The sequence below is a fragment of the Sporosarcina sp. USHLN248 genome, from assembly GCF_037144575.1.
In the GTDB taxonomy this organism is placed as follows: Bacteria; Bacillota; Bacilli; order Bacillales_A; family Planococcaceae; genus Sporosarcina; species Sporosarcina contaminans.
In genome coordinates this window covers 38500-59121 of sequence record NZ_JBBCZC010000012.1, presented here as the reverse complement: position 1 = coordinate 59121, position 20622 = coordinate 38500, and the positions used below count along the sequence as shown (strand labels likewise).

General features: G+C 41.3%; 22 protein-coding genes, 1 pseudogene and 1 other annotated feature. Of the genes and pseudogenes, 3 read left to right on the top strand and 20 right to left on the bottom strand.

The genetic code is table 11. The annotated features are described in order from the left end of the window. Positions 1–128 precede the first annotated feature (128 nt). The 4 genes from proS to WFH04_RS06835 all read right to left on the bottom strand — a co-directional run bounded on the left by proS (position 129) and on the right by WFH04_RS06835 (position 3615). Positions 129–1565 carry a proline--tRNA ligase gene (gene proS, locus WFH04_RS06850; protein ID WP_336823318.1) on the bottom strand — a complete coding sequence of 479 codons (1437 nt, stop codon included), beginning with the start codon at positions 1563–1565 and terminating at the stop codon, positions 129–131. A 92-nt stretch (positions 1566–1657) separates the two neighbouring features. After that, positions 1658–1874 (bottom strand) — a binding site (T-box leader). Between the two features lie 58 nt (positions 1875–1932). Further along, on the bottom strand, positions 1933–2823 hold the full coding sequence (locus WFH04_RS06845) for a hypothetical protein (RefSeq protein ID WP_336823317.1): 891 nt from the start codon (positions 2821–2823) through the stop codon (positions 1933–1935). Next, on the bottom strand, positions 2786–3121 hold the full coding sequence (locus WFH04_RS06840; protein ID WP_336823316.1) for a DUF2087 domain-containing protein: 336 nt from the start codon (positions 3119–3121) through the stop codon (positions 2786–2788). Before WFH04_RS06840 ends, WFH04_RS06845 begins: the two co-directional genes overlap by 38 nt. Positions 3122–3135: 14 nt before the next feature. Continuing rightward, the gene (locus WFH04_RS06835) at positions 3136–3615 is read right to left on the bottom strand and encodes a tetratricopeptide repeat protein (protein WP_336823315.1); all 480 of its coding nucleotides are present in this window, start codon (positions 3613–3615) and stop codon (positions 3136–3138) included. Between the two features lie 159 nt (positions 3616–3774). Between WFH04_RS06835 and WFH04_RS06830 the strand changes: the two genes are divergently transcribed. Then, a complete protein-coding gene (locus tag WFH04_RS06830; protein WP_336823314.1) occupies positions 3775–4692 on the top strand; it encodes a class I SAM-dependent methyltransferase in 918 nt (305 codons plus the stop codon). A 79-nt stretch (positions 4693–4771) separates the two neighbouring features. Here WFH04_RS06830 and WFH04_RS06825 read toward each other — a convergent pair whose 3' ends face one another. Genes WFH04_RS06825 through WFH04_RS06810 form a run of 4 tightly spaced genes read right to left on the bottom strand, consistent with a single transcriptional unit; the run spans position 4772 to position 6659 of the window. Further along, positions 4772–5308, bottom strand: a complete 537-nt coding sequence (locus tag WFH04_RS06825; protein WP_336823313.1) for a ribonuclease FAU-1 family protein — start codon at positions 5306–5308, stop codon at positions 4772–4774. Between the two features lie 13 nt (positions 5309–5321). Further along, complete coding sequence (locus WFH04_RS06820) at positions 5322–5858, bottom strand: Rossmann-fold NAD(P)-binding domain-containing protein (RefSeq protein ID WP_336823312.1); 537 nt, start codon at positions 5856–5858, stop codon at positions 5322–5324. Next, entirely contained in the window at positions 5851–6408 is a 558-nt protein-coding gene (locus tag WFH04_RS06815) for an NUDIX hydrolase (protein ID WP_336823311.1), read from the bottom strand. The genes WFH04_RS06820 and WFH04_RS06815 overlap by 8 nt, the downstream gene beginning before the upstream one ends. Before the next feature lie 41 nt (positions 6409–6449). Further along, complete coding sequence (locus WFH04_RS06810; protein WP_336823310.1) at positions 6450–6659, bottom strand: hypothetical protein; 210 nt, start codon at positions 6657–6659, stop codon at positions 6450–6452. A gap of 200 nt (positions 6660–6859) precedes the next feature. On the opposite strand from WFH04_RS06810, the gene WFH04_RS06805 reads away from it, so the two are divergent. Next, the gene (locus WFH04_RS06805) at positions 6860–7198 is read left to right on the top strand and encodes a zinc ribbon domain-containing protein YjdM (RefSeq protein ID WP_336823309.1); all 339 of its coding nucleotides are present in this window, start codon (positions 6860–6862) and stop codon (positions 7196–7198) included. Between the two features lie 84 nt (positions 7199–7282). Here the strand turns inward: WFH04_RS06805 and WFH04_RS06800 are convergent, their stop codons facing one another. From WFH04_RS06800 to WFH04_RS06785, 4 genes are all read right to left on the bottom strand, one after another. Next, positions 7283–9031 (bottom strand): GMC family oxidoreductase, encoded by a 1749-nt coding sequence (locus WFH04_RS06800; protein WP_336823308.1) that lies wholly within the window; start codon positions 9029–9031, stop codon positions 7283–7285. A 15-nt stretch (positions 9032–9046) separates the two neighbouring features. Next, a complete protein-coding gene (locus tag WFH04_RS06795; RefSeq protein ID WP_336823307.1) occupies positions 9047–9886 on the bottom strand; it encodes a gluconate 2-dehydrogenase subunit 3 family protein in 840 nt (279 codons plus the stop codon). Between the two features lie 577 nt (positions 9887–10463). Continuing rightward, positions 10464–10796: a hypothetical protein gene (locus WFH04_RS06790; RefSeq protein ID WP_336823306.1), complete on the bottom strand. Its 333-nt coding sequence runs from the start codon at positions 10794–10796 to the stop codon at positions 10464–10466. An 11-nt stretch (positions 10797–10807) separates the two neighbouring features. Beyond that, complete coding sequence (locus WFH04_RS06785; RefSeq protein WP_336823305.1) at positions 10808–11548, bottom strand: HAMP domain-containing protein; 741 nt, start codon at positions 11546–11548, stop codon at positions 10808–10810. A gap of 257 nt (positions 11549–11805) precedes the next feature. Between WFH04_RS06785 and WFH04_RS06780 the strand changes: the two genes are divergently transcribed. Then, a complete protein-coding gene (locus WFH04_RS06780) occupies positions 11806–13101 on the top strand; it encodes an alpha/beta hydrolase family protein (protein WP_336823304.1) in 1296 nt (431 codons plus the stop codon). Positions 13102–13156: 55 nt separating this feature from the next. Here the strand turns inward: WFH04_RS06780 and WFH04_RS06775 are convergent, their stop codons facing one another. The 8 genes and pseudogenes from WFH04_RS06775 to WFH04_RS06740 form a co-directional block, all read right to left on the bottom strand. After that, positions 13157–15571 carry a heavy metal translocating P-type ATPase gene (locus WFH04_RS06775; protein ID WP_336823303.1) on the bottom strand — a complete coding sequence of 805 codons (2415 nt, stop codon included), beginning with the start codon at positions 15569–15571 and terminating at the stop codon, positions 13157–13159. A gap of 130 nt (positions 15572–15701) precedes the next feature. Then, complete coding sequence (gene copZ, locus WFH04_RS06770; RefSeq protein ID WP_336823302.1) at positions 15702–15902, bottom strand: copper chaperone CopZ; 201 nt, start codon at positions 15900–15902, stop codon at positions 15702–15704. Positions 15903–15978: 76 nt separating this feature from the next. Further along, on the bottom strand, positions 15979–16266 hold the full coding sequence (locus tag WFH04_RS06765) for a metal-sensitive transcriptional regulator (RefSeq protein WP_336823301.1): 288 nt from the start codon (positions 16264–16266) through the stop codon (positions 15979–15981). A gap of 103 nt (positions 16267–16369) precedes the next feature. Beyond that, the gene (locus tag WFH04_RS06760) at positions 16370–16645 is read right to left on the bottom strand and encodes a glutaredoxin family protein (RefSeq protein WP_336823300.1); all 276 of its coding nucleotides are present in this window, start codon (positions 16643–16645) and stop codon (positions 16370–16372) included. Between the two features lie 163 nt (positions 16646–16808). Beyond that, positions 16809–17930 (bottom strand): RNA-guided endonuclease InsQ/TnpB family protein, encoded by a 1122-nt coding sequence (locus WFH04_RS06755; RefSeq protein WP_336823299.1) that lies wholly within the window; start codon positions 17928–17930, stop codon positions 16809–16811. Between the two features lie 36 nt (positions 17931–17966). Then, positions 17967–18208: pseudogene (locus tag WFH04_RS06750) on the bottom strand (MerR family transcriptional regulator); the annotation flags it as partial. Positions 18209–18334: 126 nt separating this feature from the next. Continuing rightward, positions 18335–19015, bottom strand: a complete 681-nt coding sequence (locus WFH04_RS06745) for a hypothetical protein (protein ID WP_336823298.1) — start codon at positions 19013–19015, stop codon at positions 18335–18337. Between the two features lie 153 nt (positions 19016–19168). After that, positions 19169–20599 carry an MFS transporter gene (locus WFH04_RS06740; protein WP_336823297.1) on the bottom strand — a complete coding sequence of 477 codons (1431 nt, stop codon included), beginning with the start codon at positions 20597–20599 and terminating at the stop codon, positions 19169–19171. Positions 20600–20622: the final 23 nt, after the last annotated feature.

Genomic DNA, 20622 nt, shown 5'->3' with positions numbered 1-20622 from the left:
TTATCACCTATTCTACTCTTTTTTTCCACCGAACGGTCACAGTCGTCCAATTAAACCTGACAGGACGGGACAACGCCAAAAAAGCTGCCGCCCCTCTTGAAGGGCGGCAGCCAATTTCATTCAAAAAATCAATAAGCTCTCGCAAACCAGACGGTATGCTCTGCTTCTTTACCACAGCAAATGCATGTCGATTTTTCTGCAGGAGGATTGAATGGAATGTTGCGTGTTGTGAATTTCGTTTCCTCTTTCACTTTTTCCTCACAGGCATCATCTCCGCACCAGCCAGCCAAAATCCAACCAGGAATCTCACCTTTACTTGCAGAATTCTCGATATGCTTTGTTAACTCATCAAGCGTATCAATATGTGTATGAGAATGTTCTGCGCGGAATGCACGTGCTTTTTCAAGCAAGCGTGTTTGCATCGTTTGCAGTTCCTGCTCAATACGCGAAACAATTTCCGATAGATCTACCGCCATTTTTTCATCTTCGTCGCGGGCTTTCAAGAGCGCTTGGCTGTTTTCAAGGTCACGTGGTCCCAATTCAACGCGAAGCGGCACACCTTTTAATTCCCACTCATTGAATTTAAAGCCAGGCGATTGATCGGAGTCATCCAAACGGACACGGATGCCTTTTGCCTTCAGTTCAGCGAAAACTTCATCCAACTTCTCCATAATTGCCGGATTCTTTTTCCACGGACCGACAGGGATTAACACAACTTGCGTCGGTGCAATCCGTGGAGGCAGTACGAGACCTTGCTCATCGCCGTGTACCATAATAACAGAACCAATCAATCGTGTTGAAGTACCCCAAGATGTCGTATGAACGAATTCATGGCGATTTTCTTTCGTCAAAAACTTAATATCGAATGCTTCCGCAAATTTTGTTCCTAAATAGTGTGATGTTCCCGCTTGAACGGCTTTTCCATCCTTCATCATCGCTTCGATTGAGTACGTATCGACCGCACCCGCAAAGCGCTCGGATGGTGTTTTTTGTCCATCGTAAACAGGAATCGCAAGCAAGTCTTCAACAACTTCCTTATAAATATTCAACATTTGCATCGTTTCTTCACGAGCTTCTTCCTCATCAGCATGCGCTGTATGCCCTTCCTGCCAAAGGAACTCAGAAGTACGAATGAACGGCAATGTCTTCTTCTCCCAACGGAATACGTTCGCCCATTGGTTGATCAACACAGGTAGGTCGCGGTAGCTTTTAATCCAGTCAGAATACAAATGCCCAATCATCGTTTCGGAAGTTGGACGCAACGCCAAACGCTCCTCCAACTTTTCACCCGCAGCTTCTGTCACCCATGGAAGCTCAGGAGAAAATCCTTCGATATGGTCTTTCTCCTTTTGGAAGAACGACTCAGGAATTAACATCGGGAAATATGCATTGCGATGGCCAGTTTCTTTAAAGCGGCGATCCATTTCATCTTGAATATGCTCCCAAATTTCAAACCCGTCCGGTTTAAACGCAATACACCCTCGAACTGGCGTATAATCCATTAAATCCGCTTTCTGAATCGTGTCGATATACCATTTTGAAAAATCATTTTGCTGATTGCTCATCAGACTTCCTCCTCTACATTGTCTCCATATAATCCGCGATTAGCCAAAGGTTCAATTGATTTCAAAATGCAAAAAAGCGCAAAGCTGTCCCCAATAAGGACGTCTTTGCGCTGTGTAGACGTGGTACCACCTTCATTCGGCTCCTCGAATAGAAAAGCCCTCGAACGTTCAATAACGGAAACGAACCGGTCATGTTTGCATGACATCTCCGTGGTAGGGTTCGACGAAAAGCGGTGATATAGCTCTCAGCACCTCGCTATATTCTCTGTCTCACAATTTCCATCTACTTGGCCACATCGTGGATTGTATATTGCTTATAATATAGCAGAGTTTCATGAATCATACAAACCCAAGATTTTTGGGCGAATCAACCCACTGATGAAGACCTCACTTCGTCATTTCCAAATCTTCGAGACACATATGAATACCATGTTTCCTTAATATCGTAAAAAAGTGATTTACAAATATGAATTGAATACGGACAGGTTGAATCAACCTCTTTTTCAATAAAGTGAATTCCGTGTTCCTTAGCATACTGCAGCTGTTTTCGAAGCATTATGTCCAATACATCCATTTGATCATTGTCCTCTACACCGACCCACCCAAGTTCATAGCTTCTTTCCGAAAGCCCGTACATTAAGCTAAAGCCTACCACCTTTTCACCCGTTATTGCGACATAACTACACTCCTGTAGTAACCCATCGATTATGAATTGTTTCCATTTCTCAATCGGCAATTCTGCCATAGGATTACCTGTATGGGTTTCCGCATATTTTTGCTTAGAAAGTAAAACGAGGCTGGCTAAAAGCTTTGGATGATCTATGATGTCAGCAATCGGGTAGATGGATTCGTTTTCTATACTTGAAAAATAATCTGCTATAAAATGAACAATGTCCGTCTGACGTACTAATTGAAAACCGCTTCCACTTAACACATCCATTAAACTTGCAAACCGATTGTCTATTAAAAAGAAGAGCGGTTTCTGAAAAGCATTTTTTAAGTACTCGACAATCCTTTCAAGTCCTTCAGTATCTTCTTCGTACGCAATCCTTATATAAACACAAAAAGGATGGATAGAAGAAGAATGCGCAGATACAAATGCTTTCACATCGCCGCTATTCCAAAAAAGAAATGTGCCTTCATTTTGCTTGTTTGCAACACTCCTATACAAATCCCATTTCAAATCGGCGTGTTGTGCAAAAACTCGATTCACAAACGGTTCATATTGTTCCTTTTTCGGACTCGTAATGATTTGCATACTGCTCACCCTCAACCCAATATTCCACCCCATCATCGCTCCGATTCATAAACCCATAATCAATCAAAAATCGCCGGATCGTTGCGAAATCGGGATAAATTTGTTTTAATAACTCGTTTACCTCTTTCTCCATATAGATTTTGCCCATTTCAAACCGTTTCGCAATTTCTTCAGCAACTATATATTTTCTCTTTTCTTTGCTCGGAAACGTATCGAGCGGCCCGTCGACACCGAAGCGAAAATAGTTTTTCAAAACCTTTTCCCGCTCATTATCAGTTATTTGAAATTTTTCATCCATTTGGTTTCCCCCACTTACCAAGTCGTATTTAAGTTATTAGCATAAAACCCGATTGCTTTTTTATACGCTACAACATGAGGATCACTTGATGTCTCCGCAATGCATATTAATAATACTTCCATCGCTCTTTCATATTCGCCTACATTGTATAATGTCATCGCGTAAAATGTTTTGAGCGCATTGTTTTCAGGAAACTGTTCTATCCCTCTCTCCAATACTTCTTTCGATTCCGCATACTTGCCTAATGCGCGATAGGAGCTCCCAAGACCAATAAGCGCACCTATTGCATCTTGTTCTTCCAGTCCTATCTGCAATGCTCTCTCATAATAAGGAATTGCCGCAGATTCCTTTCCTAAAGCATCGAAACTCCACGCTGTTTGATAGTTCAACAGCGCATCACCCGGCGTCTCTTCAACAAGAGATGTTAATAGTTCATTGGATTTTACAAGTTCTCCTTCATTTCTAAGTTGAATTGCCTCATACAATCTGCTCATTGACAGTCCCCTTTCCTATGAAATCAATTCACAAAAACAGCCCTATGAACTTGACAAAAAAATTTACATATGCTATAATTTACAGTTACTGTTTTCCATTATATAATAAGATTCTCCTGGCCAGGGGGATCTTATTTTTGTTCTACGGGAGGAGCATATATGAAGAAGAATGAATCAAGTTTAACTTCCTTAATCGCAGCATTCGCCCGAGCATATCACAGTAAATTTGACACACCTAAAATTTTTGATGATTTCATTGCAAAAGATTTAATTACCGAAAAAGAATTCGCGAATATTCGCGAAAACATGATCCAAGGTATTCAATTCTTCAATAAAGATATTGCGAAGAAATATCAGGATCATCCGGATGAAATTTTAAAATGGGTAACCCAAGTTCAGCTATCACCCACTCCTCTGTCACGTGCAGCCTATTGCGAAAATGTATTGCTCAATGAAATCTCTTTAGGTGCAAAACAGTATGTTATTTTAGGAGCGGGGTTAGATACCTTTTGTTTTCGACATCCAAAATTAGAACAAAGTATAGAAATATTTGAAGTAGATTATTTAGCTACACAAGAATTTAAAAAGCAAAGACTGTCATATGCCGAATACCCAATTCCCAAACATCTTCATTTTGTTTCTATGGATTTTACGAAAGATTTTACTGTTCAACCTCTTGTTGAAGCAGGTTTTAAGCCGAACAAAAAAACATTCTACAGTTTTTTAGGTGTCTCCTATTATTTAACAAAAGAAGAAAATTCAAACTTGGTAAATCAATTGTTTACAGAAGTTCCATCAGGGAGTTCAATCGTTTTTGATTATGCAGATGACAACCTTTTTAAAGAAAAAGGTAGATCTAATCGAGTTCAAAATATGGTTCAAATGGCTTCAGCTAGTGGCGAGCCAATGAAATCCTGCTTTACCTATAATGAAATAGAGAAAATGTTAGAAAATGCAGGTTTACTCATTTACGAATATTTGTCGCCTGATACCATTAACAATGAATTTTTCCAAGAGAGATCCGATTACTTGTCCGCATTCGAAACGATTCATTATATCCACGCGGTCAAAAAATAATATGGCACCTCTCAATCCGTCATAGATTGAGAGGTTTTTCATAAATATTTAGATCTCCCAACGCGCATAAGCATTTTCCCTATCCATTCAGCTCTTGAAAATGCTTCTGCGTCAAATTCGCAAGATCCAATTCATTCTCCACTATTTTGTTTTTCAGAAGTCTAAAATCCTCCCAAGATTGCATATATTCCTCTTTGGTTATGTGTCCATTTTGCAATGCCTCTTCCAATTCATCCGCATCTTTTTCAATGACTTCGCCGGTAGGCAGTACGATCAAATCAAGGAACATGTCATCCATCCAAGGCCCATTCGTTTCGCAATAGCCATTTTCACTGCATATATCGATGTACCATTGTACGATTTCATTGTCTCCATTAAAAACTGTCGTCACTGAATAGCGCTTTCCGGTAGGAAAATGCTGCATCCAGCTAAATCCTTCGTCTGCTATGCATACCGACTTCCCCTCATACGTCTTATGTAAAGGTGCTGACACTGTATGCATCCGAAAAAGCGTAACATATCCTTCATATTCAGGGCTTACAATATACCGCTCCACATAGCTCCTTTTCAAAATCCGTTTCCAATCATATCGGCTGCCGTATTTTCTCTTTAACATTCCGTTCTCCTTCCTACTTCGGCCTAGCGCTATAAGGTTGCAATTGTCCGATGATTTGCGATTTTCCTCCGTGAACAATTTGATCGATGACACCGCCTGAAATTTCATCATGCGTCAGCCATCTGGCCGTATCTCCCTCTAAAATAAAACCCAAATACACTTCTTCATAAAGGCAATTTGTAGAGACTTGAATCTCTTCATCCTCAAAATACCTCCTACTACCTTTCACATGGACAAGTCGGAAGGAATTAGCTTCTTTATTAAGTTGGCATACTTGCTCTAACGCATTGGTATTCGGCATCCAGTTGACAATTATCTGAAATGGCCCCCGCGCATTTATGGCCTCCTTCACTTTTGTGAAAAGCAGATCGGTATTGTAATCAGCTTGAATCGGAAAAATCGACTCTGGCGGGCATCCGTTTTTAAGTAATTGTAACTTTGCATAATTTCTTCCGACAACAGAAACAGCAAATCCTTCTTTCGCCAAAAAGCGGCTCACTCCCGCCAACATGCCAGAGCCGCCGATGACAAGTGCATGCTTTTTACTCATCATTTCTCTCCTTTCTACTCAAATAATCCTTCGCCATATAATAAGCACTCACTGTAAAAAACTGCGTAATCTCTTTCTTTTGAATCAATTCTGGTATACGGCTAAAAGGAAAAAGTCGAACTTCCAATCTCTCTGTCTCATCCAATTCTTGTTCATACCGTTTTTTTGCATTATTGATTAAAAACATAGCCACTTTATTTGTTTGTGTAGCCGGATTTACCATAAATTCGCCTAATGGAATCGGCGGTTCATTAGATAAATATCCGGTCTCTTCTCTAACCTCCCGAATGATGGCATCTTCATATGTTTCCCCTTCTTCTATCTTGCCAGCAGGCACTTCAATGTAAAAACCATTACCCGGATGGCGATACTGCTCGACAAGAACAATCTGTCCATCTTCCGTCATCACAACCGCATTTACCCAATCCGCATACTCATTGACATAGTAATCTTGAATGATTGTTCCGTCTTCCATTTGGCAAGTATCATTTCTCAAATTTCCAAATGGCGTTTTAAAATGATATTTCGAATCAAGCACTTTCCATTTCATATAAAGTCTCCTTTACAATATCTTTTATGGTACATGCATCATTAGAGAGCTCGCTTCTGTTTTCGCCGATAAACAAATTGCCATACACGAAAAGATATCCAACCAAGCAGCGGAAATAAATTCGCCATATACAAGTGCTGTCTATTCGCGAAAATCAAAAAGAACACTCCCGCCAAAAAAGTCGGTACCATAATTGCAACCCACATTCGGACTTCCTTATTTTTAAAGCTAAGCTCAAAACGATCATCCATACGACCTTCCCCCCCTTTATCGAAGGACGCCAAATATTTCACTGATTTCTATCACTTCCGAATTTTAAAACTACCTATATCATACAACATTCCGAACAGATTGCATGCATCGATTCATCATTCGAAGCATATGGACGACTTGGCATAATCCGTATATCTGCTATAGTAAATGTATTATAGTTGGATGGAGGAAACAATTTATGATGAATTTACCAAACTGTCCCGAATGCAATTCAGAATATACATATGAAGATGGCAATCTTTTTGTTTGCCCGGAATGTGCACATGAATGGATGATTGGTGCAGAGACTGAGGAATCAGAGGAGAAAGTCGTCAAAGATGCAAATGGCAATGTACTAACTGACGGTGATACAGTTTCTGTCATTAAGGATTTGAAAATAAAAGGTAGTTCATCTATCGTCAAAATGGGAACAAAAGTGAAAAATATCCGTCTCGTCGAGGGTGATCATGATATTGATTGTAAAATCGAAGGATTCGGCGCTATGCAACTGAAATCGGAGTTTGTAAAAAAGATCTAGGCATTTAAATTAAAAAGGGAAACCAAAATAACGGTTTCCCTTTTTTCGATATTATACTACTTTCATGGCGTTATCACTAGTCGCTTATACTACGCTGCTTTCCTTTTTCGCTTGGACCAATTGCCCGCCACCAGCTTTTAAATATTTCTCAATGCCTTCTGCTGCTCGGTAGCCCAATGCTCCAATTGTGGCTGTCGGATGATGCCCGCCAAATTGTGGGAAAGCGGATCCGCCGACAACGAAAATATTTTCAGCATCCCACATTTGCAAGTAGTTATTTACAGCGGAAGTTGCTGGATCAGACCCCATGATAACTCCTCCTGCATAATGCCCACCATCGTATATATGATCGAATTCATGCGGCACTTCGTCCTCATCGATTATGTCAGCACCCATCTTCTCCATGATTTCACGACATTTCTCAATTCCGAACTTGGCAATATTTCGATCTTGATCTGTGTATTTGTTCGTTACACGCAAAAGTGGATCGCCGAAATCGTCTTTGTAGGTCGGATCTAAGTCAAGGTAGTTATGCCACCAAGACATAATATTCGGAGTATACCAAACAACGAGATTCCGATAAGCGTAATGAATGGAATTCTTCTTGAACTCCGCACCCCATTTTGGCGTTCCTTTAGGTACGTGGTTGCTCGAAATGGCCGCCTCTCCGTACTGCCTCATTTCAATTCCTCCACCGCCAATGAAGTCCAAGTCCTTATGGTCAAAGTTATCAGCTGCAAAGTCGCTCAGCGTTCCGCCTAACGCTCCAGCGCCAGCATAATAATTAAATTTCCGATCTTCAAAATACCCTCTTGCGCCAAGGAATGTAATATCGAATTGACCATTAAAATTTCTTCCAATGACACCTGTCCTCGTTTTTGGGTCATATTGCTCGCCAATTCCCGATAGCATCAATAACCGATTGTTGGTAAACGTAAATGCTGCCAATACGACTACATCTGCAGGCTGCTCGTACTCCTGGCCTGTCAATGTATCGACATACATTACACCTGTTGCTTTTCCACCTTTATATAATACACGGCGGACGTATGCCCCGACTCTCGCTTCAAAGTTCCCAGTCTTCATCGCTGTCGGTAGAACTGTCACTAATGGATCGGACTTAGCGCCGAAATCACATCCGTATTGCGTGCAATAAGAGCAGTACATACATCCATTCATTTGCTCGCCGTCAGGATTCGTGTAGGCTTGAGACAAATTGCCGGATGCGACTTGAAATGGATGATACCCTAATTCTTTTGCCGCTTTTTTGAATAGCTTAATCGGTGGAGATTCTAACATCGGCGGATTAGGATAATCACTAGAACGCGGAGCTCCTAACGGGTCAGGTTCACCCGAAATACCAGCCGTTTTTTCCCACTTATCATAGTACTTTTCCATTTCATCATATGTGATGCCCCAGTCTTGAATGGTCATGCCTTCCGGGATTTTCTCTTTACCATACCGATCGATCGTCATGCTGCGAATTTCAAAATCATATGGACGCCAACGGTATGTCGACCCAGCCCAGTGTACACTGCCACCGCCTAAGTCCGTACCCACCATCATTTCTTGACGGGTCCGAACAGGCAGTGCCACTTCGTCAATATTATTACGTGAAGTAATCGTTTCAGAAGAAAGATTCTGCATCATTTCGTATCGGTTCGTGTAGCGCAGCTCGTCTTTTACTCCTATGTAATCCTCGCGCACTTGGTTTTTCCCGCGTTCCAATCCAACCACCTTATAGCCCGCTTTCGAAAGTTCAGCTGCCACTACACCACCGGCCCAACCAGTTCCAACAATTACTACATCTACTTTATCTAATTTAATTGCCACGCCCAATGACCTCCTTTAATGACCTTGATAATCTCGCAAGCTTTTTTGTTCCAATAGAATGAACTCCTCCGGCTCGATTTGCGCCATATAACTCGCTCGCGGTCCAGGGTATTCTTTCATTTTCCAGCCCATCATATCTTTGTTTCCTCCATAAACCGGATCAGCGTAAGCACCTTCAAGTGTTGTTTGACGAAGCAAATTGAAAAAGTTTTGTGAACCGACACCTTTCAGCTCGACTTTGCCCTCATCAAACATCCGCATTACTTCGTCTTGCTGTTCAGGACTTGCCTCGACAAAACTCGTTCCAAATTCTCTCTGTGCTACGTTGTCCATTTCCCGAAGCCCTAAGATGAAGATTTCTCCCCGGTTCATTCTTGTCTGGTATCGAGGAGTTGGAGTAGGGTTTTGCACTTCTGCATTCGGCCCTTGTCTATCCTGATTGTCCGTATTATTATGTCTGCCTGCGTCTTCCATACTTAGAAGAAATGGCCCTTTCATATATTCTTTCGCATTCATACCCCATTCACTGTTCAATTGTTTATCAATGAAAAAAGGGACACCAAGCTCGATTGCACCTGGACCTAAATCATCGCTCGGCAATATTCGCTCAGTAGCGGCCGATAGTATGTCAAAATCTTCTACACGTGTGAAGAACACGCGTGCATCTTGCAAATAGCCACTATCCTGTTTGCCGGCCTGCTTGACATTTTCAGGATTTTTTTGAAGTTGATTCGTCAGTAAACTACCGAATAATCCTCCACCAACTACACCGCCTGCAACAAGTCCAGTATTTTTTATAAACGTTCGGCGGCTCATTCCTTTTTTCTCGTTCACATCCGTTGGTTGATCAGCCATTTTGCACTCCTCCTTCTTTACTAACCGCTTACCTTCCATGTTTACCCTCTGTATATTGATTTATTCACTATTTTTTGTTTCTTTACAATAAAAATCGTCGTTTAATAGGGAAGCGAGTCGAAAACCGCGATGGGGGTAGGCGAAGTGAGTGAAAAATTTGAAGCTGTCTTGACATTGATTAGAGTGCAACATTGCATGCGGATGTAAAGAATCGCTAACATTATGCTGAATGCCTATGTGATGTCGACACTCTGATATGTATCAATATCTTCTTCCTTGCGAATGCAGCTCTAAAGCTCGTTACCGATGAATTTTCAAATCTCATTGGTAGACGAAAAAGCCGATTCCCGCTCGTTCATGTATTATGGATGAGTAATTCCATTAAAAAACCAGCCCGGATATGACATTACGGGCTGGCATCACTAAAATAGTTATTTAATTTGATTTGCGTTTTATCCCCCTGACTTTATTGCTGGTGGACAGCGGCTGTATCATTCGAAAGACCGGCATGAAGGGCCGTTTTAATGCGATTCATTGCTCATTCAGTTGATGGCAGCTAGCTCGTTTTGCTTTTTGATTACAATTTAAATTGCAAGACGTGGCGATTAAGCTCCTCGGCATATTTTGCAAGCTCCTCTGAACTATTTGCCACTTCTTCCATCGAACTATTCGTCTGTTGGGCTGATGCGGATGTTTGTTCAACGCCTGCAGATGTTTCCTCTGTGATAGCTGCAATTTCCTCCACAGATCTGCGCATTTCCCGACTTCGTGATACCATTTCCGACAAATTACTTGAAATCGTCGTAATATGAGCAGTCACTTCTGTCACTGCGTCATTAATATCGTTAAACGTTTGACTCGTTTGGGTAATTTGCTCCGTTCCTTTTTGTACTTCTTCATATCCATCCAATAAAGCAGCTGCTACAGAACTGGATTCAGCTCTGCACGGACAAGCTGACCTACTTCATCCTTAGCATGTGTTTTCATGTTTTCGCCGCTTAAGTCGCCTTTTGCAATTTCCAACATGCGATTCATTACCATTTTAATTGGTTTTGTAATTTGATCGGCTGTAAAAAGTGCCGCAGCGATACTTATAAGGATTAAAAGGGCAGTAACCACACTTACAATTTTAAGTGTCAGTTCACCACTAGCCAGAATCTCCTCTTCCGCAGCATTAATATTTTCTTCAAAATCTGCAGCCAATTTTTCATAGCCTGACATAATCTCACGAACCATTGGCGTTGACTGCTCTAAGTTTCTGAGCGCTTCCTCTTGATTGCCCTTGTCATACTCAGCAAATACATCTTCTGAAATGAGTGTCCTCCAAGCAACAGTTTTACTGATCAGCTGATCAAACTCCTCTGTTTCCTGTATCGCCCGTATCACTTCTTCATTTTGCATTCCATTTTTACTGAACTCATTGAATCGATCCTTATAATCTCCTCCATACAAAATATATCCTCTTGCCGCCGCAATACGGTTAGCCATAGACAATGCCAGTTGCTCATGTGCAATTAATAAAGGCAGCTCTTTCTCTACTATATTCTTTGCTTCATTGTTACTTTTCACCATTACTGAAATATTATAAGCGCCGTATATAAGCACTAATATAATCACCAACGCGAAAGCAAGTAGCAGCTTTCTTTTAATGCTTTTGAACATATTCTACATCTCTCCTATCATTTTTGAATAGCGAACACGTAACACGGTAATTTATATCGACCGAAAGGACCATATATAAAATAATTAATTATTCATGGTTATATCCATCTTTATAATCATTTTAATAATGGAATTGTTATAATGGGTATTTGTTGAACACTGTTCACAGTAGAGGTTGTTTTTCTTGAACATCGAATTTCTTTATACTACTCCTCTATTTTGTTATACTTTAAATAGAACAAACTGGAGGGAGATTTATGAAAAAAGCCATTCTATTTTTTTGCTTATTAGCAAGCATAATTTTTATAGTTGCAGGATGTAGCAAAAAGGATGTTGATTCGAAAACTGATCAGAAAGGATTAGATGCATTGGAAGCAATTGAAGGCGTTTGGAACGGCACGATCAATATACCGAATCAGCCGCTACCAATCATTTTAAAATTCACGGAGGACAAAGGAATGCTCAGCATTCCTGTACAAGGATTAGACAACTTTCCACTATCCAACGTGGACTTAGAGGATGCGGATTTAAAATTTGGTGCAACGATTCAAGGACAGCGCATCACTTTTGACGGCAAAGTAGAAAATGATAAAATTTCGGGAACCTTTACTCAAATGGGGCAATCTTTTCCTTTTGAATTAGTGAGGGGTAGTGTGGAAGAAACCCCTGATTCAGGGGATGCTGTCGAAGTACAACTCGAAGATGGCATGATGTCAGGTCTTTTAGAAATGCCTAAAGGCGATGGTCCGTTTCCACTAGTGGTAATTATTGCAGGATCCGGTCCGACAGATCGCAACGGGAACTCTCCTTTGATTCCCGGTAAAAACAATAGCTTGAAAATGCTTGCTGAACAGTTGGCGGATAACGGCATTGTAAGTATCCGATATGATAAACGAATGATTGGCGAGAATGCTAAGTTAGGCGGAAAAGAAGAGGATTTACGATTTGATGATTATATCGAGGATGCAGCTGCATGGGTGAACTTTGCTAAAGCAGACGATCGTTTTTCGAAGGTCGGAATTATCGGTCATAGCGAAGGTTCTTTAATTGGAATGGTGGCAGCTGAAAAAACGGATGCAGATATGTTCATTTCCATTGCAGGGCCGGGAAGGCCAATTAATGAAGTGTTATTGGAGCAACTTGAACAACAGCTCCCTGTAAACTTATTGAAAGAGTCGGATGATATATTAATACAATTGAAGCAAGGCGAGCAAGTAAAAACGGTCAGCACCGAATTGCAAAGTATATTCCGCCCTTCTGTCCAGCCGTATTTAATTTCGTGGTTGAAATATGATCCAGCGAAAGAAATCCAAAAAATTAAGGCACCTGTACTTATTATTAATGGAACGAGGGACGTGCAAGTACCTGCCACTGATGCTGAACGTCTTCACAACGCCAAAGAGGACTCGGTACTAGCCATTATACAAAACATGAATCATGTATTGAAAGAAGCCCCCGAAGATCGAGAAGGAAATATGGCAACATATATGGATCCAGATCTTCCATTAGCCGAAGGACTGATGGAAGAGATTTTGAGCTTTTTGAAAAAATAAAACCAATAAAAGAGTGAGCCTTCCAACAGATTCAGAGGAAGGCTCACTTTTACTTTTAATGCAATTTTACTCGTTGAAGCCTAAGGGCATTTAGTACGACCGATACTGAGCTAAATGCCATTGCAGCACCCGCAACCCATGGAGCCAATAATCCGAATGCAGCAACCGGAATACCAATCGTGTTGTAGAAAAACGCGAAAAACAAGTTTTGCTTAATATTGCGCATCGTTTTTCTGCTCATAATGAAAGCGTCGGCAACACTATTTAAATCGCCACGCATTAATGTAATGTCAGCCGCTTCAATTGCAATATCCGTTCCAGTTCCGATCGCCATTCCAATATCTGCAACAGCGAGTGCTGGAGCGTCGTTAATGCCGTCCCCAACCATTGCGACTTTCTTTCCTTGCGCTTGCAATTTCTTAATTTGATCGCTTTTCTGGTCAGGAAGCACTTCTGCAATAATATGCGTCAAGCCGACTTGGCGCCCGATTGCTTCCGCAGTTTTCTGATTGTCTCCCGTCAACATGATGACGTCAAGACCAAGCTCCTGCAATCGTTGAATCGCCTCTTTGGACGTTTCTTTCACGGTATCTGCAACGGCTACGACACCCGCAAGCTTCCCATCGATTGCGATGAGCATCGCCGTTTTTCCTTCGTTCTCCATTTTCTCCATGGTCGCTTCGATATTATCAAGTGCAATGTCCCGGCTTCGCATTAGTTTCCGGGTACCGGCAAGCACATGCTTACCAGCAACTTCCGCTTCAATTCCGTAACCAGGAAGCGCTTTAAAGGCATCCACTTCAACCAATTCAACGCCTTTTTCTTTGACACCTGTAACAATTGCCTGTGCCAATGGATGCTCTGATTGATTCTCAGCAGACGCGACCAATTGCAAAACTTCCGCATCCGCAAAGCCCTCAGCAACGATTGTATCTGTCAATGCGGGTTGACCTTTTGTAACTGTTCCCGTCTTATCCAACACGACCGTGTCAATGGAATGAGTATTTTCAAGGTGCTCGCCGCCTTTAAAGAGTAAGCCCATCTCAGCCGCTCTACCTGAACCCGCCATGATTGACGTCGGTGTCGCTAAACCGAGCGCACACGGACATGCGATGACAAGAATCGAGATAGTCGGGATGAGTGAAGATCTGAAATCGCCAGGCGTGACGACAAAATACCAGATGAAAAACGTCAAAATCGCAATTCCGACAACAATCGGTACGAAAATACCCGAGATTTTATCCGCCAACCGTTGGATTTCCGCTTTGGAGCCTTGTGCTTCCTCAACGACTTTCACAATTTGTGATAGTGCGCTATCTTTTCCGACTTTCGTCGCTTTAATTTGCAAAGATCCATTTTTATTGATGGTCGCGCCAATGACTGAGTTTCCGGGAACTTTATCGACAGGAATACTTTCTCCCGTAATCATCGATTCATCGATCGCCGATTGTCCTGAAATAATTTCTCCATCAACTGGAATTTTTTCTCCCGGCTTCACAAGAATAATATCTCCTGCCACCACTTCTTCGATTGGCACTTCTTGTTCGACGCCATCTTTTAAGACACGAGCTGTTTTCGCTTGTAATCCAAGCAGTTTTTGAATGGCTTGGCTCGTTTTCCCTTTTGCTCTCACTTCGAACAATTTACCAAGTACGATGAGCGTAATAATGACCGCAGATGCTTCAAAATACAATTCTGGTTCTCCGACGCTCCCCGCATTCATCCATTCAAACGTTAAATAGAGACTGTAGAAATAAGCTGCACTTGTACCTAATGCCACTAAAACATCCATATTAGCGCTTTTATTTCTCAATGCTATAAAGGCACCTTTGTAAAACTGTGCCCCTACGATGAACTGGACAGGCGTTGCAAAAGCGAGCTGCACCCAAGGATTCATGAGAAATTCGGGTAAGTAGAGGAACGATAGAAACTCAAAATGCGCTACCATCGTCCATAATAGCGGAAGCGTCAAAATCGCCGATAAAATGAATTTCCGGTATTGCTTTTTAATCTCTTGCTCTTTATGATCCAACTTTTCCTTGCCATCGCTTTTGGGAATCAATTCATAACCCATTTTCTTCACATTGGCGATCATTTCGTTCGGACTCGTTTGCCCGCCATCATAATCGACAGTGAGCGTTTCAAGAGCGAAATTGACCGTTGCTTTTGAAACACCATCCATTTTATTAATGCGCTTTTCGATTTTCATAGCACACGCCGCACACGTCATGCCAGAAATATCAAACTCTGCTTTATCTTGAATAACGCCATACCCCAACTTCTCGATTCGAGCGGTAAAGTCATCGACATTCGTTTTTTCAGGGTCGTAAACAATCGTCGAGTTCTCCAAAGCGAAGTTGACATTCGCCTTTTCAACGCCCTCAATTTTAGATAACCCTTTTTCTATACGGTTTGCACATGCCGCACATGTCATCCCGTTTATCTTAAGTGTTTTTTCTATAGTTGCCATTTATATCCCTCCAATACTATGCAGGGGTATATTTTTTTGAAAAAAGAAGGATTATACAGGTAACGTATAATCACTTCTACATTCGCTTTATACCCCTACATGGTGTAAGCGAAAGCGTATTTACTCCTAATTAAGCAACTTCGTAGCCTTGATCTTCAATTGTTTCTTTGATTTGTTTTAAGGTCGTTTCGTTATCAAATTCAACTGTTACTTCATTATTCGCAAGATCTACTTTTACTGATGAAACACCTTTCAGTTCACCGACACTTGACTCGATTGAATTAACGCAATGACCGCAAGACATGCCTTCAACTTTTAAAACTTCTTTCATGATGTAAAACCTCCTGTTTTGTTGTTAGTTACAATATAATATACCCCATACCAGTATGTCAAGTGGATAGAAGCAATTATTTTGTCATTGTTCTCATGACACTCATAAGCTCCTGTATGGCCGCCTCGCCATCTTGTCCTTTAATGGCATTGACGACACAGTGGTGTGTATGGTCTTCCAATAAAGCTAATGAAACCTTGTTCATTGCTGATTGAATCGCACTTATCTGATGTAGGATATCTACACAATAGCGATCGTTTTCAATCATTTGATGAACGCCCCTCACTTGTCCTTCAATTCGTTTTAATCGATTTAGCAACTGTTGTTTATTCGGTTGGACAGTCTTTTTTGTCGTTTCTGACATATTATCACTCCTCAGAGTTTTGTATACCCCGTACCCCTATAGTAACATCTATAGCAAGGAAGAGCAATTATAATGTTTCGACTGACAGGAAGAAGCAAACATTCTAGACCGCCAACAGCTTTTTTATTTCCTCTTCGTTCCGCTCAAATCCTATTATTACTTTCGGTTTGCCTCCAAAACCTAAAAACGTTTTTTTCTTAAATACGAAAGCTGGCACGACCCGAGAGCCACTTACTTTAATAAGCTCTTTCTCTTTTTCCGGTTCTATCGATAAATCATAACCGACATACGGAATATTGTGTTCGGCAAGAAATGCTTTTGCTTCTTGGCAATCCGAGCAGGTCGGCCGTGTATAAAGTTCAAATTGAACATTCTTCATAAGTCGCCACCGTTGCCAAAACCTTATAAAACACTATAAAGCCTGTTTGATTCTTGCTTCATCCTGTCCGATTTTGCCGAAGCTACTTTCGTTTGGTCTAACAGTCCACAAGCGTTAATTCGGGTACAACGGACCCTACACATTAACAGTGTCTTGTTGGTGACTAAACTGTTAATCCTTCGTAGCTTGCCAAATTTAACGATGCATTTCTATCCCGATCCAACTTCAATCCACATTCACATGAAAACACACGATCAGCCAGTTTCAGGTCCTTTTTAATCGTTCCACATGATGAACACTTTTTGGAAGACGGGTAAAAACGATCCGCTTTAGTGAAGCCAATTCCATATTTTTCGCACTTATATTCCATTTGGCGAATGAACTCATGGAATTTTTGGTCTCCAATTGCTTTTGAAAGATGGCGATTTTTCAACATGCCACTCACATTCAAGTCCTCCACCACAACTTTGCTTGGTTTGGTTTTCACGATAGCGTTCGTTGCCTGGTGGATATGATTGTTTCGGATATTCGATAATCGCCTGTGTAGGTGTTGTATCTGCTTTTCAAGTTTTATAATGTTGCTCGTTTTGACGAAACGGTCTCCCTCCTTATTCATTTCGTATTTGCGCGATACGCTTCGTTGCAACCTACGCAAGCGTTTCCCGGTCTTTCTTATTTCTTCCGTTTTATTGATATTCTTGAATACTTGACCATTGGAACAAACAGCCAACTCTTTAATCCCTAAGTCAATTCCAATGATTTCATCCGTTAGTTCAGGCTGTTCAAATTCCTGTTCAATCCCCACGGAAAAATACCAATATTTACTGTCAAAACTAATTCTCGGATTGGTGTAGGAAACACCCATCGGAATCTGCTCACTTGTTTTGATCCAACCTACTTTTTCAATCAACACAAGGTTCTTTTTTACCTTCAATTTAGCGGTATCATTATAAAATGATGGTTTGGATTTCTTCCGACTTTTAAACTTTGGAAACTTTGCCTTTCCTTGAAAAAAACGTTGATAGGCATTGCAAGCATCCTTTATCGCTTGTTTGGTAACATTGTTTGAAACCTCATATAACCAATTAAATGCTTCTGTTTGCTTCAATTCCGTCAGTTCTTTTCGTAAAATGGTATTGGGAATAAACTTGTTTCCCTGCTCGAAGTTTTCCAGTTGTCTGTTTAACGCCCAATTATATGCCCATCTGGCAGTACCTACAGACTTCCATAACTGTTCTTCCTGTTCTCTAGTCGGTCGGAGTCTGATTTTCTTCGCTAGAATCATTCTCTAACAACTCCTTGATCATCTTCTTGGCTTTGTTTGTCTTTCCAAATCATCTTTTTGTTTCTGCGAACTAACCCTGCAATAACCTATTACCACTTTATTCAGTTGTCTTTCATCATTGATGCCTAAGAAGTGATGGAGTTGTCCTTGCGAGTAAAATCGGTAACTGCTTTCTAAAACATGATGTGGCTTGATAACCCCCGCTTATCCCAATTTCGTAATGTCTGACGCGTTTTCCCAATCAATTCAGCGAATTCGCCTATTGAATAATACTTCATTCACTACCACTTTTAATTTCATTATACGGAAAATTATAATAAGGTTAAAAGGTTTTATATTCTTTCGTAACCTTATGTCGACTGTTATTACCCTCCCTTATTATGAGGACACATATCGAAAAGAATTCATTTTACCTCAAGAACATATGAGTACAGAGAAACTTTGCCATTGAATTGAAATTCTGCCCAAAGTTTGTACTTGCCTGCTTCCGTCAAGACCGTATCAAATTGCGTTTGATCAGCTGAAACCGGATGGACATGGATAAATTTTTCGGCATTCTCATCTAAAATGACGACGTGCCCTAATGCACCTAAGTACCGTTCAGGCTTTTCGCCTTTTGTATCAAATTGCAATGAAATGTCTTGGCCTGCTTCAAATGTATTTTCGTTTAATTCAACAGTATGACCGTCAACAGTTTGTAATAGATCTTTACCGACAGACAAGTTATTTGAAGCTTGACTATGATGGCTGTGCCCTACATGTAGCTTAATTGGTGAAATAGCATAGGGCAGATTTTCGGGTGTAATATCTACGAATACTTTGTATTCATTATCCGCCAGCTCCTTTTCCAACGTATAAATGCCAGCATCTATTTTTTCAGGATGAACATGATAAAACTCTTGTAAATCTGCACTTACGATAATGAGATGCATCTCTTTTTCGTGAGAGGTCCCTAATTCAGGCGCATTGCCATTCTTGTCTTTCAATTCGATTGTAATCACACCATCTTTATATGTGACATTGACTGTCACTTCACTTTCTCCTTGAACATTGTGGTGATGGTGATGTTCAGCATGATGATCCATCAAAATTTCCTCCTTTTTTTATCTACTTATATACTTCCCCTCTAACATTATTTAATACTATATAGGGGTATATAGTTTACAAAAATATATACCCTTCATTTCTCCCCGTCAATCATTCGAAGTGGAATTGCACAACATCAATAAGTTTATAACTCATAACGTTTTCTCTTGTTTTGCTGAGCGTACAAGTAGAAGCGCTAATATCGCACCTGCAAAAGCCACCATACCAGACCAGAAAAATGCTTGGTGGAAGCCCTCGTTCAAAGCAACGATCGAGTCACCTGCGATACTGGAGGACGTTGTTGCAGCTGCAATGACAACCATAATGGCTAGGCTAATCGCCGCACCGACCTGGGAGGTAGTATTGTAGATGCCCGATACCAACCCTGATTCTTCCGGCTTGGCACCTTCTATCGCCGCCTTTTGAGCCGGGATATAGGCTAGTCCTCTACCAATAGAGCCCAGTACTAAAGCAAGTAGGAGGTTAGCCAAATAAGTTCCATTCACAGGCGTGTCGAAGGCAAGCAAGAGCATGGAACCTCCAAGTGCAAGAAACCCAACAAATAGAACGACTTTTAATCCAAATTTCTCAACCAATTTTCCAGCTATAAAAATCATTGTAATCGCTATAATTATCGGTACCGGAATTAAGGCCATACCCGCTTTTAAGGGAGAGTATTTCAATACCTGCTGCAAGTACAACATAATGAAATAATTGAATGGCATCCACATTCCATTCAGCAAAATAAGCGCAATATTCCCCGCGGCCAAGTTGGGAATTTTAAAAGTGCGTAACGGCAAAAGCGGCTCGCTTTTCTTTGCTTGAATAAAAATAAATAAAATGAATAACAAGATCCCAAGAAGCAATGTCCATATAGTGGCAGGTGAACTCCAGCCATGTTGTTCCGCAGTTACGATGCCGTATACGAGCAGGACGATAGAAGCCGTAACGGAAATAGCACCGGTATAATCGATGCTGCCAGTTCTACGTACGCTTTTCTTCAGAAGCCCTGGAGTCAAGAGTAAGATCAGAATGCCGATGGGTACGTAAATCAGAAACGTCCATCGCCAGCCCAGCCACTCCGTAATAATGCCTCCGAGGAATACGCCGGCAAATCCTCCTGCCGCACCGGAAAGCCCCCAGAACGCAAGCGCCTTATTCATTTCCTTCGGGTTTGCGGCAAACAGTGTCATTACAATAGACATTGCCGCCGGTGTAATTAGTGCGGAACCAGCACCCTGAAAGGCACGTGCGACGTTTAGCACCGAATCATTCCAAGCGAATCCTGCAAGTAAGGATGCCAAGGTTAAGATTGAATACCCCCACATAAATATGCGCCGTTGGCCGAACAAATCGCTAAACTTGCCTCCCAATAGCAAAAGTCCTCCAAAAAAAATAATATAGGCGTTCACCACCCATTGTAAACTTACCTGCGTATAGCCAAGCCCTTCTTTGATTGCCGGCAGGGCAACTTGCATGATCGTTCCATCCATCGTAGTCATGGTAAACGCGGTGCACAATAAAACAAGTGCTTTCCAACGGTTTGGGTCTGGTCGCGAAATTGTCTGCGTTGGGGTAGACATATTGATAAAACCTCCTATACTGT

Bases quoted from the DNA above. Each gene is read 5' to 3' on its own strand.
- WFH04_RS06820 (WP_336823312.1), bottom strand. From the start codon at position 5,858: ATGAGTAAAAAGCATGCACTTGTCATCGGCGGCTCTGGCATGTTGGCG.
- WFH04_RS06825 (WP_336823313.1), bottom strand. From the start codon at position 5,308: ATGTTAAAGAGAAAATACGGCAGCCGATATGATTGGAAACGGATTTTG.
- WFH04_RS06810 (WP_336823310.1), bottom strand. From the start codon at position 6,659: ATGGATGATCGTTTTGAGCTTAGCTTTAAAAATAAGGAAGTCCGAATG.
- WFH04_RS06840 (WP_336823316.1), bottom strand. From the start codon at position 3,121: ATGGATGAAAAATTTCAAATAACTGATAATGAGCGGGAAAAGGTTTTG.
- WFH04_RS06835 (WP_336823315.1), bottom strand. From the start codon at position 3,615: ATGAGCAGATTGTATGAGGCAATTCAACTTAGAAATGAAGGAGAACTT.
- WFH04_RS06765 (WP_336823301.1), bottom strand. From the start codon at position 16,266: ATGTCAGAAACGACAAAAAAGACTGTCCAACCGAATAAACAACAGTTG.
- WFH04_RS06755 (WP_336823299.1), bottom strand. From the start codon at position 17,930: ATGATTCTAGCGAAGAAAATCAGACTCCGACCGACTAGAGAACAGGAA.
- WFH04_RS06805 (WP_336823309.1), top strand. From the start codon at position 6,860: ATGATGAATTTACCAAACTGTCCCGAATGCAATTCAGAATATACATAT.
- WFH04_RS06760 (WP_336823300.1), bottom strand. From the start codon at position 16,645: ATGAAGAATGTTCAATTTGAACTTTATACACGGCCGACCTGCTCGGAT.
- WFH04_RS06785 (WP_336823305.1), bottom strand. From the start codon at position 11,548: ATGTTCAAAAGCATTAAAAGAAAGCTGCTACTTGCTTTCGCGTTGGTG.
- WFH04_RS06745 (WP_336823298.1), bottom strand. From the start codon at position 19,015: ATGGATCATCATGCTGAACATCACCATCACCACAATGTTCAAGGAGAA.
- WFH04_RS06815 (WP_336823311.1), bottom strand. From the start codon at position 6,408: ATGAAATGGAAAGTGCTTGATTCGAAATATCATTTTAAAACGCCATTT.
- WFH04_RS06830 (WP_336823314.1), top strand. From the start codon at position 3,775: ATGAAGAAGAATGAATCAAGTTTAACTTCCTTAATCGCAGCATTCGCC.
- WFH04_RS06845 (WP_336823317.1), bottom strand. From the start codon at position 2,823: ATGCAAATCATTACGAGTCCGAAAAAGGAACAATATGAACCGTTTGTG.
- WFH04_RS06740 (WP_336823297.1), bottom strand. From the start codon at position 20,599: ATGTCTACCCCAACGCAGACAATTTCGCGACCAGACCCAAACCGTTGG.
- copZ (WP_336823302.1), bottom strand. From the start codon at position 15,902: ATGAAAGAAGTTTTAAAAGTTGAAGGCATGTCTTGCGGTCATTGCGTT.
- WFH04_RS06780 (WP_336823304.1), top strand. From the start codon at position 11,806: ATGAAAAAAGCCATTCTATTTTTTTGCTTATTAGCAAGCATAATTTTT.
- WFH04_RS06795 (WP_336823307.1), bottom strand. From the start codon at position 9,886: ATGGCTGATCAACCAACGGATGTGAACGAGAAAAAAGGAATGAGCCGC.
- proS (WP_336823318.1), bottom strand. From the start codon at position 1,565: ATGAGCAATCAGCAAAATGATTTTTCAAAATGGTATATCGACACGATT.
- WFH04_RS06775 (WP_336823303.1), bottom strand. From the start codon at position 15,571: ATGGCAACTATAGAAAAAACACTTAAGATAAACGGGATGACATGTGCG.